This is a genomic window from Saccharopolyspora sp. NPDC049357 (genome assembly GCF_040677225.1).
Lineage (GTDB): Bacteria > Actinomycetota > Actinomycetes > Mycobacteriales > Pseudonocardiaceae > Saccharopolyspora.
Window position 1 is genome coordinate 25,249 of record NZ_JBFAQJ010000009.1, and the last position, 12,032, is coordinate 37,280.

Genomic DNA, 12,032 nt, shown 5'->3' on the forward strand with positions numbered 1-12,032 from the left:
TCCAGGGACACGAACGGATGGGCGCCGGGTGCAAGGGATGCTTCCGGAAGAAGAGAGCAGGTAAGCGTTGGCTGGGTCGACACGAACGAAGAAGGCCGGCGGCGGGGCCGGTCGGGCTTCGGGGTCTCCCAACGGGAACGGCTCCGCTACCCGGCGCTTGGTGATCGTCGAGTCACCGGCGAAGGCCAAGAAGATCGCCTCCTACCTCGGCTCTAACTTCATCGTGGAGTCCTCGCGTGGGCACATCCGCGATCTGCCGCGCAACGCCAAGGACGTGCCCGAGAAGTACAAGGGCCAGGCGTGGGCGCGACTGGGTGTCGACGTCGAGAACGACTTCGAGCCGCTGTACCTGGTGAGCGCCGACAAGAAGTCGACGGTCACCGAGCTCAAGGACGCCCTCAAGCAGGTCGACGAGCTCTACCTCGCCACGGATGGTGACCGCGAGGGCGAGGCCATCGCCTGGCACCTGCTGGAGACCCTCAAGCCCAAGGTCCCGGTGCGCCGGATGGTCTTCCACGAGATCACCGAGTCCGCCATCCAGGCCGCCGCCGCCAACCCGCGCGACCTCGACCAGGACCTCGTCGACGCCCAGGAGACCCGCCGCATCCTGGACCGCCTCTACGGCTACGAGGTCAGCCCGGTGCTGTGGAAGAAGGTCATGCCGAAGCTCTCGGCGGGCCGCGTGCAGTCCGTGGCGACCCGCGTGGTCGTCGAGCGGGAGCGGGAGCGCATCCGCTTCGTCTCCGCCGAGTACTGGGACATCGCCGCGACCATGGACGCCGGCCCGGACGCCTCGCCGCGTCGCTTCGGGGCCCGCCTGGTCTCGGTGGACGGCTCCAAGCTCGCCACCGGCCGCGACTTCGGTCCGGACGGACGGCTGAAGAACTCCGACACGAAGGTCCTCACCGAGGCCGAGGCCCGGCAGCTCGCCGGGGCGCTGACCGACGCCCAGCTGCGCGTCTCCAGCGTCGAGGAGAAGCCCTACACGCGTAAGCCGTACGCGCCGTTCATGACCTCCACGCTGCAGCAGGAGGCCAGCCGCAAGCTGCGCTTCTCGGCGGACCGCACGATGCGCACGGCGCAGCGGCTGTACGAGAACGGTTACATCACCTACATGCGTACCGACTCCACGACGCTGTCGGAGACGGCGCTCGCGGCGTCGCGCAACCAGGCCCGCGACCTCTACGGCGAGCAGTACCTCTCGCCGCAGCCGCGGCAGTACAACCGCAAGGTCAAGAACGCGCAGGAGGCGCACGAGGCGATCCGCCCGGCGGGCGAGAGCTTCCGCACCCCCGGCGAGGTGGCCAACGAGCTGTCCAACGATGTCGACGGCTTCAAGCTCTACGAGCTGATCTGGCAGCGCACCATCGCCTCCCAGATGGCCGACGCGAAGGGCACGACGCTGTCGGTGCGCATCAGCGGCACCGCCACCAGCGGTGAGGAGTGCACCTTCGCCGCGTCCGGTCGCACCATCACCTTCCCCGGCTTCCTCAAGGCCTACGTCGAGGCCGTGGACTCCGAGGCGGGTGGGGTCGCCGACGACGCCGAGTCGCGGCTGCCGCAGCTCGCCCAGGACCAGTCGATCACGGCGCCGGAGCTGGAGCCCGACGGGCACACCACGAACCCGCCGCCGCGCTTCACCGAAGCGAGCCTGGTCAAGACGCTCGAAGAGCTGGGCATCGGCCGCCCGTCGACGTACGCGTCGATCATCAGCACCGTGCAGGAGCGCGGCTACGTGTGGAAGAAGGGCTCGGCCCTCGTTCCCTCGTGGATCGCGTTCGCCGTGGTGGGGCTGATGGAGCAGCACTTCGGCAGGTTGGTGGACTACGACTTCACCGCCGCCCTGGAGGACGAGCTGGACGGCATCGCGGAGGGGCGCGAGGAGCGCACCCGCTGGCTGGCCGGCTTCTACTTCGGCGGTGAAGTGGGTCCGGAGGACTCGATCGGCCGTGCCGGTGGGCTGAAGAAGCTGGTCGGTTCGTCGGTGGAGGAGATCGACCCGCGCGCGATCAACTCGATCCCGATGTTCGACGACGAGGACGGGCGCACCATCTACGTCCGCGTCGGCCGTTACGGGCCCTACCTGGAGCGGACGCTGGAGGACGAGACGGCGCAGCGGGCGAACCTGCCCGACGACCTGCCGCCGGACGAGCTGACGGTGCAGATCGCCGAGAAGCTGTTCGCCACTCCGATGGAGGGCCGCAGCCTGGGCACCGACCCGGAGAGCGGTCACGAGGTCGTCGCCAAGGAAGGCCGCTTCGGTCCGTACGTGACCGAGGTGCTGCCGGAGGGCGACAAGTCCAAGCCGCGCACGGGCAGCCTGCTCAAGTCGATGTCGCTGGACACCGTGACGCTCGACGACGCGCTGAAGCTGCTGTCGCTGCCGCGCGTGGTGGGCACCGACCCGGAGTCGGGCAACGAGATCACCGCGCAGAACGGCCGCTACGGCCCGTACCTGAAGAAGGGCACGGACTCGCGGTCGCTGGAGACCGAGGACCAGATCTTCTCGATCACCCTCGACGAGGCGCTCAAGATCTACGCGCAGCCCAAGCAGCGGGGCCGTCGGGCCGCCGCCGCGCCGCTGCGCGAGCTGGGCGAGGCTCCGGACACCGGCAAGGCCCTGGTGATCAAGGACGGCCGGTTCGGCCCGTACGTCACCGACGGCGAGACCAACGCGTCGCTGCGCAAGGGCGACGCGGTGGAGGAGCTGTCGATGGACCGCGCCGTGGAGCTGCTGGCGGAGCGCCGGGCCAAGGCTCCGGCGAAGAAGAAGGCACCGGCGAAGAAGTCCACGGCGTCCAAGTCGACCGCCTCCAAGTCGACCGCGTCCAAGAGCACGGCGGCGAAGAAGACCACCGCGTCGAAGTCCACCGGCACCAAGACCGCGGCGTCGAAGTCGACGGGCACCAAGACGGCGGCCAAGAAGTCGACGTCGTCGAAGTCGACCACCTCGAAGTCCTGACCGCGGAGTCGGTGCGGCATCGTAGAGTCGTGACCCGATAGCTCGGCACGAGGGAGTTGACGCGATGCGCACCGGCGCTCCGGAGGTACCCGCGACCGGGGTGTGGGCGGAGGTCGTCGGCCAGCCCGACGCCGTCGGCACCTTGCACGCGGCGGCCGACGCGGCGCGTCGGCAGGTCCGGGGTGAGCCGGTGCCGCCGGGTGCGATGACGCACGCGTGGTTGTTCACGGGCCCGCCGGGTTCCGGTCGTTCGATCGCCGCTCGTGCCTTCGCCGCCGCCCTGGAGTGCGAGGATCCCGAGACTCCCGGATGCGGGAAGTGCACCGCCTGCCGAACGGTCCTGCACGGCACCCACGCGGACGTGAAGCTGGTGGTGCCGGAGGGCCTGTCGATCTCCGTGGCCGAGATGCGCGCCCTGGTGCAGGCCGCCGCGCGGCGCCCGAGCACCGGGCAGTGGCGCGTGGTGCTCATCGAGGACTCCGACCGGCTCACCGAGGGCGCGGCGAACGCGCTGCTCAAGGCGGTCGAGGAGCCGCCGCCGCGCACGGTGTTCCTGCTTTGCGCGCCGTCCGACCACCCCGAGGACGTCTCGGTGACGATCCGTTCGCGGTGTCGCGTCCTGCAGCTGCGCACGCCCCTGTCCGGCGCGATCGCCGAGGTGCTGCGCGAGCGCGACGACATCGACCCGCAGCTGGCGGAGTGGGCGGCGGAGGTCTGCGGCGGGCACATCGGCCGCGCCCGTCGGCTGGCCACCGACGAGCTGGCCCGCGAGCGCCGCGAGTCGGTGCTGCGCATCCCGCTGGGCCTGCAGCGCTTCGCCGACGTGTTCACGGCGGCGTCCGGGCTGGTCAAGCTGGCCGAGACCGAGGCGGTCACGGCGAACGAGGATCGCAACGAGTCCGAGCGCGAGGAGCTCAAGACCGCGATGGGCGCGGGCGGGACCGGCAAGGGCACGGCGTCGGCGACCCGGGGCGCCAACGCGGCGTTGAAGGAGCTGGAGAAGCGCCAGAAGTCCCGCACCACCCGCTCCCAGCGGGACGCCCTGGACCTTGCCCTGGTGGACCTGGCCGGTTTCTACCGGGACGTCCTGGTGACCCGCACCGGTTCGCAAGCGGTCCTCAACCACCCGGATTTCGCCCGCGCGTCGGCGAAGGCGGCTGCGGAGTGGACGTCGGAGTCCACCTTGCGCCGGCTGGAGGCGGTCCTGGAATGCCGCACGGCCCTGACCCAGAACGTCAAACCGCTGATCGCGATCGAGGCCATGCTCGCCACCCTGTTCACCGGGTGATCCGTCCGGTCAGTGCTTGGCGTTCCGGCGGGGCAGTGCTGCGACGAGGATCGAGCCGAGGAGCAGCAGTCCCGCGCCGGTCCAGAAGATCGGGACCGCGAAGTAGCTGCCGCTGGTCAGCGCGAGCGGTTCGGTGCGCGCCTGGTGGTAGGCGGCCGGTGTGGCCTCCGCTCCGCCCGCGGCGCCGGCGACGGGGGGATCGCAGTTGACCCCGCCCGCGGGAGCCGCGGCCCGCGCGACCTGCTCGCCGAAGGAGATCTGGGCCAGAGCGGTGGGCAGTCCCAGCTTCGTGCCGTCGATCAGCTTGAGGTCGAAGAGCCTGGCGGTGCCGCGGATCTCGTTGCCCATCGCTTCCCGCTTGAGCTCGCCGAGGCTCAGCCGCAGCACGCCGAGGTCCAGAACCCGCTGGTCCAGGCCGGGGATCGCGGGGATCGGCACGTCCTCGGTCGGGTTCGCCGCGTCGAGCACGGCGATCTCCCGGCCGCCCTGGCTGATGCGCAGCACCGGGGCGGAGTAGTCGACGCGGGTGGTGGCGGGATCACCGGTCGCGGTGGCGACCACCACCGGCCGTCCCACGACGTCGACCGAGATCTCCTGCGGCGAACCGCTGAACAGCTTCACCTGCGAGATCTGCAGCTCCGACGTCGAGGTCACGGCCTTGCCGATCTGCCCGGGGACGTCGGCGAGCCGCACGCTGGAGCGCGCCTCGGCGATCGACGGGACCTCCAGCACGGAACCGCCCAGCCCGGGGACCTGGTCGAGCGCCGAACCGGAGGCCATCGAGTAGCGCGCCTCGGACAGCGGAGCCACCCCGCACGGCCCGGTCTCCTGGTTCCACCGCGCGTGCACGGTGCCGTTCAACCCGCTGAGCCTGACCAGCTGGTCGGCGGGGGACGACGGCGGAGTCAGGGCGCTGGTGGTCGGCGCATCGTGGTCGGACAGCGCGTTCTGCGAGAGACCGCCCGGGACCTGCGGGACGTAGCCCATGATGCCGACGCCGAACGGCGAGGCCTCGGCGACGGAGTGCTCGTGGGCGAGGTAGGCCTCGGAGTTCACCTGCGCCACGGCGCGGCCCATGCCGGCTTCGAGCACGGCCTGCTTGGGCAGCTTGCGCTCGAACTCGGGGTCGTTGAAGAACGCGTCGCCGGGCGCGGTCGCGGGCAGCAGGCGCACGATCCCGAGCATCGTCCCGGCATCGCCGATGACCGGCCGCGGGATGTCCTCCTGAACGCGCCCGGGAGGTTGGTTCGGATCCTGCGGCTGCGGCGTCGGCGTCGTGGGGTACGCGCTCTGCGCGACTGCCGCGGGCATCGACATCCCGGCGATCGCCATGGTGATCGCCGCGCAGGCGCACAGCCGACGAAAGGCGCGCATCCGACATCCTCCGTGATAGGCGTCACTGCCTCGGTGGATGTATCAACGATCACAGCAGCGTTCGGTGACGCCTGAGTCACACCCGGCTGACGGCGGCGAGCGGGATCTCGCCGGAACCCCGCGGGACCAGCCGCAACGGCAGGGACAGCGGTGCCTCGGTGGCCGCCGATCCGTCGATCTGCTTGAACAGCTCCTCGGTCGCGGTCCTGGCGACCGCGGCCGGGTCCTGGTCGACGACCGTGACCGCCGGGTAGAGCGAGTCGGCCATCGGGAAGTCGCCGAAGCTGACGAACGCGATGTCGGTCCGCCCGCGAGCGTGCAGCGCGGGCACGACGCCGAGGGAACAGCGAGCGTTGGAGGAGAACACCGCGGTCGGCGGGTGTTCCGAGCGCAGCAGCTCGTCCAGCGCGCTGCGCGCTTCCGTCGCGCTGGAAATGCCGGTCTTGACGAGGTCTTCGCGCACTCCGACGCGGGATTCCTCCATGGCGCTGCGATATCCGCGAACCCGCTCGGCGGTGGTGTAGACGTCGGGCCGGTCGCCGATCAGCGCGATCTCGGTGTGACCCGAGTGCAGCAGGTGCTTGGTCGCGGCCTGCGCGGCGCCGAAGTCGTCGCCCAGCACGGTGGCGCCGAGCCCGTCGGCGGATCTGGCGGGGCGATCGACGAACACCACCGGGGTCTGCCCCGCCGCCGCCCGCAGGTAGCTCTGGTCCCCGCTGACCGGAACCATGATCAGGCCGGAGACCTGGCGCTGGAGCAGGCTCTGCACGAGCTTGTGCTCGCGCTCCGGGTCGCCACCGACGCTGGAGGCCAGCACGACGTGGCCGCGCTGCAGGGCGTGCTCCTCGATGACGCTGGCCATGGTGGCGAAGAACGGGTCGGACAGCGATTCGAGCACCACGCCGATGGCTTCGTCGCGTCCGACGCGCAGCGAGCGGGCGTGGAAGTTCGGCCGGTAGTTGAGCTCGTCGATGGCGGTCTGCACCTGTTGGCGGGTGGCCTCGGAGACCCCGGCGGCTCCGTTGATCACGCGGGAGACGGTCTTCGGGCTCACTCCGGCCGCAGCGGCCACGTCGTAGAGCGTGGCGTTGCCTGTGCGCACGCCTGCTCCCTTCCGCTCGGGCAGTGCCGGTCGAGCTCGGCGAGTTGTTCGGCCATCGGAGTTGTCGCATCGACTCTAACGTGCTGCGCGACCGGCTCGATCGGCCGCGTGGCCAGCAGTTTCGCCGGATCGTCCAGCTTGGCGGAATCGCGCGAGGCGGCCCGCTCGCGCATCCTGGTCAAGATCAGTTCCGGCGGGCAGTCCACCCACACCAGCAGCGGTTCGGCACCTGTCGCGCGGAGCCGCCCGGCGACGGCGGACCACCGGCGCGGGTCGGTGCGCTCGGCGGTGAACGGGGCGACGAGCACCGCCGAGGTGCCGACCCGCAGCGTGTCCACCGCGGTGTCGAGGAGCGCCGCGTAGCGGGCTTCCCGCACCTCCGGGTCGTCCAGGCGGGTGCCGAACCGCTCGGTGAGCGGGCCGGTGATCACGTCGAGGTCGAGCAGGGCGGCCGAGTACCGCTCGGCCGCCGCTGCGCCCAACGTGGTCTTGCCGCTGGCCGGCTCGCCGGAGATCAGGAGCGCGACCGGTGTCACTTCCGCGCCCTCGCCCGCAGGATCTCCTCGACCTCTTCCAGCGTGCGGTTGCGGGTCTCCGGCAGGTACTTCTTCAGGTAGAAGAAGCCGATCAGGCCGAAGGCCGCGTAGAGCCAGAACAGGCCGCTGGGGGTGAACGCCTCGAACGCGCTCAGCACCGTCAGCGAGATGATCAGGTTCAGGCCCCAGTGCGTGAACATCCCGAAGCTGCCCGCCTTGCCGCGCAGCGCGGTCGGGAAGATCTCGCTGTTGATCAGCCACATCGCCAGACCGATGCTGGCGGAGAACATCGCCTCGTAGATGATCAGGAAGGCCACCAGCGCCACGGCCCAGATGCCGCTGAGGTCGGTGACGGCGTAGAGCAGTCCGATGACGACCAGCGACACCACCACGCCGCCGAGTCCGACCAGCAGCAGCGGGCGCCGCCCGACCCGGTCGATCAGCAGCAGGCCGACCAGCGTGAACGCGACGTTGGCGACGCCGATGCCCACCGACGACAGGATCGCCGCGGATTCACCGAAACCGGCCTTGGTCAGCAGCGTCGGCGCGTAGTAGGTGATCGCGTTGACGCCGACCAGCTGGTTCACCGCGGCCACCCCGATGCCGAGGTAGATCGCGGGTCGCAGCGAGGGCCGGAGCACGTCGCGGTAGGTCACGTTCCGCTCGGCGGTCACCGCTGAGGACAGCGCGGTCAGCTCCGACTCGACGCGGTCGGCGCCGACCACCTTGCGGAGCACGGCTCTCGCGTCGTCCAGGCGGCCTCGGGAGACCAGCCAGCGCGGGCTCTCCGGCAGCCTCAGCAGACCGACGAACATCAGCAGCGACGGCACGGCCGCCAGCCCCAGCATCCACCGCCAGGCCGCGGCCTCCGCGAGCAGGAAACCGGCCAGGTAGGAGAACAGGATGCCGGAGCTGATCATGATCTGGTTGATCGAGACCAGCCGGCCGCGGCTCTCCGGTGGTGCGATCTCCGCGATGTAGGCGGGTACCGACAGCGAGGCGGTGCCGATCGCGAAGCCGAGCAGCAATCGAGAACCCAGCAGCGTCGGCAGGTTCGGCGCCACCGCCGAGATCACCGCGCCGACGGTGAAGACCAGGCTGGTGATCGACAGCGTCCGGCGGCGGCCGAGGTTGTCCGCGACGATGCCGCCGACCGCGACGCCGACGATCGCACCGACGAGCAGCGACGCCACGACGATCTGCTGCCACATCTCGGAGAGCTGGAACGCCGGGGCGATGTAGAGCAGCGCTGCGGAGATGACACCGGTGTCGTAGCCGAACAGCAGGCCGCCGAGCGCGGCGACCGCGGTCGCGCCGACGACGGCTCGTCTCGCGGGGGCGGGGGTGGGTGGGGTGACCGGTGTGGAGACCACGGTCGGACCTCATCTCTCCGGCTTCGTTGCCGGTGAAGTTCCTGTTCCTGAGGGTTTTCGGGAGCGGGTCAGTCGTCGGCGATCGCGGTCCAGGGCGTGGCCCTGCCGTCGATGGCGGACGCGCAGGCGTCCAGCCGGCGCCTTGCGGTGTCGGAGAGGAAGGGGCGCCGCTCGGACGGCTCCAACGCCACCGCGTCCTTCCAGAACGCGCGGCCCGCGATGAATCCCGAGGCACCGCCCTCGTCGCACGAGATGCGCAGCACCTCCTGGAACTCCTCGAACCCGACACCGGCGGAGAGCACGACCCACGGCACGGTGACCGCTTCGGCGATCCGGCGGCAGGCCTCGGCCGAGCCCGGGTACTCCAGCTTCAGCAGGTCGGGCTTGAGGTCGTTGAGCGCGCGGGCGGCCTCGATGATCGCGTCGGCGCGGGCCTCGGGGGTGAGCTCGGTCTCGCCGGGCAACCGGTAGATCAGGTTCTCCACCACGGAGGGCACCCCGTCCGCGCGGCAGTCGGCGACGACCTGCGCGGTGGCGTCCAGCGCCTCGGCGGACACGTCCCGCCCACCGAGCGAGCGGTCCCGGTCGGCGCGCAGCTGGACGAGGAACTTCACCGCGTGGCCGCCCATGTCGCGCACCCACGCGGCGTTCTGGGCGGGTTCCCGGCGGGTGAGAGGTTCGTCGCCGAACTTGCCGCGCTCGGACGGTTCCGCGGCGACGGCCAGCCCGGCGCCGGGGGCGAGGTTGCCGTCCGCGATCGCAGCGGGAACGCCGAAGTCGGGGTCGACGAGCAGGCCGCTGGCGCTCGGGGAGAGCCCGGCGATGACGTCTCCCTTGAAGGTGCGCAGCACGTCGTCGTCGACCGGCTGGTCGGCGGCGGTGAACATGCGGCGCAGGGTGTTGCGCTGGTCGAGGGCCACGATGGCGAAGGTGCCGTCGGATCGCGCGATGTCGGCGAGGGTCACAGCTGAACTCCTGCGGTTGTGAGGGTGTTTCCGGTGAATTCGCGGGCGATGTCCACTGCGGACACCCCGGTCTCGCCTGCGGCGAGCCGGGCGGCCTGCGCGGCGAAGAGGGCGGCGCCGTAGGCGCTGGGCTGGTCGACTCGCGCGTACTCGACGGCGGGCAGGCTGCGCTGCTTGGCCGCGCGGAAGCTGCGCATCCGGGTCCACCCGCCTGCGGCGGTGACGTGCTCGTGCGGCCCGGCCTCGGCTGACATCAGCTCGATCACCGCGTCCGTCTCGGCCATCGCGTGGTCCAGGGCGGCCGACCAGGTCGTCAGGGGCGTGACGTCGGATCCGACGAGCTGGACCGAGACGTGCTCGCTGCGCGCGTGCGCACCGCTGATCAGGACCGAGCCCGTCGAGCCGGGGCTCGCGACGGCCTGCTCGTCGAGCTCCGCCCGCGACCGCTGGCCTTGGCGTCCCAGCAGCGCGAGGACCCGGTCCAGCAGCAGCCCGCCGCGGGTGCCGCCGAGCAGGATCCAGCGGTCCGGCAGCACGTGCGCGCCCTGCGCGACGCCGTTCGCCGTGAGCCGTCGGCGCTGGTCGTCGCGCAGCGGAGCGGACACGACGCGCAGCAGCGCCTCGGAGGTGCCGCAGGAGTCGAAGAGGTGCTCCCCGTGCCAGACGCCGCTGGCGACCGAGGCGACCGGGTGGTCGTGCCCGGCGACGGTGAGCACCGCTCCCCGGACCGCGTCCGGGACGCCCGGGTGGTCGACCCGGCCGATCGGGGTGCCCGCGGTGGTCAGCGGCGGGAGCGCGGAGGTCCGCAGGCCGAGCTGCTGGAACGCCGGCTCCCACGGTCCGCGCGCGCCCTGGTCGAGCAGCCCGGTCCGGGAGGCCAGCGAGGGTTCGGTGACGGCCTCGCCGCCCAGCGCCGAGGCGACGAGTTCCGGCACGTTGAGCCACTTCTCGGCGAGGCGTGGCGAAATCCCGCGCGCGGAGAGCCAGTTCAGCTTCGCGAACGAGCACAGCGGGCTCAGCGGCAGACCGGTGCGCCCGCTGAAGGTGTCGACGAGCTCGTCGGGGAGCAGCGCCAGCTCCTCGGCGCCGCGCTGGTCGAACCACGCGATGACGGGGTGCAGCGGGTCTCCGCCGCGGTCGAGCAGCACGCCGGACTCGGCCATGCCGGTGACGGCGACTCCGACGACGGTCAGCCGCCGCGCGGATTCCTCGGCCACCCGCACGGCTCCTGACAGCGCGGACAGCACGCGATCGAGGAGCACGTCGACGGGCAGTTCGCTGCCGCCACCCGCGCATCGGTGCCAGTCGGTGGCCGTTCGTTGGACGCTCAGCGTCACACCGCTCAGATCGGCGACGAGCGCCTTGATCTCGGTGCTTCCCACGTCGACGCCCACGACCGCCTCGGTCGTCGCGAAGCCCACCCCGGCACCTCCTCGCTGGTCGCGCGGCCGCTCCGCCGCTCTCGGAGGCCACTGAACAGGTGCTGGACATCGATGTCAAAGCTTTTTCGATACAGTTCGGACATCGATGTCAAACTGAGTCCGGGGGGTCCCGCTGAGCTCCGGATCAGGCCAGCTACACTTGTCCGCGCACTGCCGCCTTAGCTCAGTCGGCCAGAGCGACGCACTCGTAATGCGTAGGTCGGGGGTTCGATTCCCCCAGGCGGCTCCACCGCGACCGGCCACTTTCCGAGAAATCGGGAAGTGGCCGGTTTCGCTTCGCCCCTCCGGTAGGTTCGGCGGGTGGAATTCGTGCCGCTCGCCTCGTTGCTCGGTGTCGTGATCGTGGAGTTGGGCATGGTGCTGACTCCCGGGCCCAACATGGTCTACCTCGCATCGCGTGCGACCTCGCAGGGACGGCGTGCCGGACTCGTGTCGTTGGCCGGGGTGGGGCTGGGGTTCCTCGTCTACCTGGTCGCCGCCGCCGCGGGCCTGTCGGCGCTGTTCGTGGCGGTGCCGGAGGCATACCACGTGGTGAAGCTGCTGGGCGCCGCCTACCTAGCGTGGATGGCGTGGCAGATCCTGCGCCCCGGCGGTGCGTCGCCGTTCGAACTGCGCGATCTGGTGCCGCACTCGCCTGCTCGTCTGTTCGGCACGGGCCTGCTGACGAACCTCCTGAACCCCAAGATCGCGCTGCTGTACACCGCGCTGATCCCGCAGTTCGTCGATCCCGCGCTCGGTGCGACGTGGTGGCAGTTCCTCCAGCTCGGCATGGCGCAGATCGTCGTCGCCGTGACCGTCAACGGCCTCATCGTGCTCACCGCCGCCGCGCTCGCCGGGTACCTGGCCCGACACCCCCGTGTGCTCCGCGCGCAGCGCGTCGCCTCCGGCACCCTGCTGGGCTTCTTCGCCGTCAAGATGGCCACCAGCCGCCCCAGCTGATCCCGAAGCGGCAGAAGACCGCAGGTCATCCCCAGTGACCTGCGGTCTTCG

At 71.1% G+C, this 12,032-nt stretch carries 9 protein-coding genes and 1 tRNA gene; 4 read left to right on the plus strand and 6 right to left on the minus strand.

Annotated features, from left to right (window positions below):
• The first annotated feature begins 157 nt into the window (after positions 1–157).
• On the plus strand, positions 158–2,962 hold the full coding sequence (gene topA, locus AB0J91_RS10040; RefSeq protein WP_363866179.1) for a type I DNA topoisomerase: 2,805 nt from the start codon (positions 158–160) through the stop codon (positions 2,960–2,962).
• A 64-nt stretch (positions 2,963–3,026) separates the two neighbouring features.
• A complete protein-coding gene (locus tag AB0J91_RS10045) occupies positions 3,027–4,250 on the plus strand; it encodes a DNA polymerase III subunit delta' (protein WP_363866182.1) in 1,224 nt (407 codons plus the stop codon).
• Between the two features lie 9 nt (positions 4,251–4,259).
• On the opposite strand, the gene AB0J91_RS10050 is transcribed toward AB0J91_RS10045, so the two are convergent.
• From AB0J91_RS10050 to AB0J91_RS10075, 6 genes are all read right to left on the minus strand, one after another.
• Positions 4,260–5,624 (minus strand): hypothetical protein, encoded by a 1,365-nt coding sequence (locus AB0J91_RS10050; protein ID WP_363866185.1) that lies wholly within the window; start codon positions 5,622–5,624, stop codon positions 4,260–4,262.
• A 76-nt stretch (positions 5,625–5,700) separates the two neighbouring features.
• Positions 5,701–6,726 carry a LacI family DNA-binding transcriptional regulator gene (locus AB0J91_RS10055; RefSeq protein ID WP_363793515.1) on the minus strand — a complete coding sequence of 342 codons (1,026 nt, stop codon included), beginning with the start codon at positions 6,724–6,726 and terminating at the stop codon, positions 5,701–5,703.
• Positions 6,675–7,262, minus strand: coding sequence for an AAA family ATPase (locus AB0J91_RS10060; RefSeq protein ID WP_363866189.1), 588 nt, complete (start codon positions 7,260–7,262; stop codon positions 6,675–6,677). Before AB0J91_RS10060 ends, AB0J91_RS10055 begins: the two co-directional genes overlap by 52 nt.
• Complete coding sequence (locus AB0J91_RS10065; RefSeq protein ID WP_363793510.1) at positions 7,259–8,635, minus strand: sugar porter family MFS transporter; 1,377 nt, start codon at positions 8,633–8,635, stop codon at positions 7,259–7,261. The genes AB0J91_RS10060 and AB0J91_RS10065 overlap by 4 nt, the downstream gene beginning before the upstream one ends.
• Positions 8,636–8,703: 68 nt before the next feature.
• Entirely contained in the window at positions 8,704–9,600 is an 897-nt protein-coding gene (locus AB0J91_RS10070; RefSeq protein WP_363866192.1) for a hypothetical protein, read from the minus strand.
• Positions 9,597–11,021: an FGGY family carbohydrate kinase gene (locus AB0J91_RS10075; protein ID WP_363866195.1), complete on the minus strand. Its 1,425-nt coding sequence runs from the start codon at positions 11,019–11,021 to the stop codon at positions 9,597–9,599. The genes AB0J91_RS10070 and AB0J91_RS10075 overlap by 4 nt, the downstream gene beginning before the upstream one ends.
• Before the next feature lie 173 nt (positions 11,022–11,194).
• Here AB0J91_RS10075 and AB0J91_RS10080 point away from each other — a divergent pair.
• Both AB0J91_RS10080 and AB0J91_RS10085 read left to right on the plus strand, forming a co-directional pair.
• Positions 11,195–11,271, plus strand: a tRNA-Thr gene (locus AB0J91_RS10080).
• A 71-nt stretch (positions 11,272–11,342) separates the two neighbouring features.
• Positions 11,343–11,981: a LysE family translocator gene (locus AB0J91_RS10085; protein WP_363793504.1), complete on the plus strand. Its 639-nt coding sequence runs from the start codon at positions 11,343–11,345 to the stop codon at positions 11,979–11,981.
• Positions 11,982–12,032: the final 51 nt, after the last annotated feature.

Coding starts and splice junctions, on each gene's coding strand:
- AB0J91_RS10050 (WP_363866185.1), bottom strand. CDS start 5,624: ATGCGCGCCTTTCGTCGGCTGTGCGCCTGCGCGGCGATCACCATGGCG.
- AB0J91_RS10045 (WP_363866182.1), top strand. CDS start 3,027: ATGCGCACCGGCGCTCCGGAGGTACCCGCGACCGGGGTGTGGGCGGAG.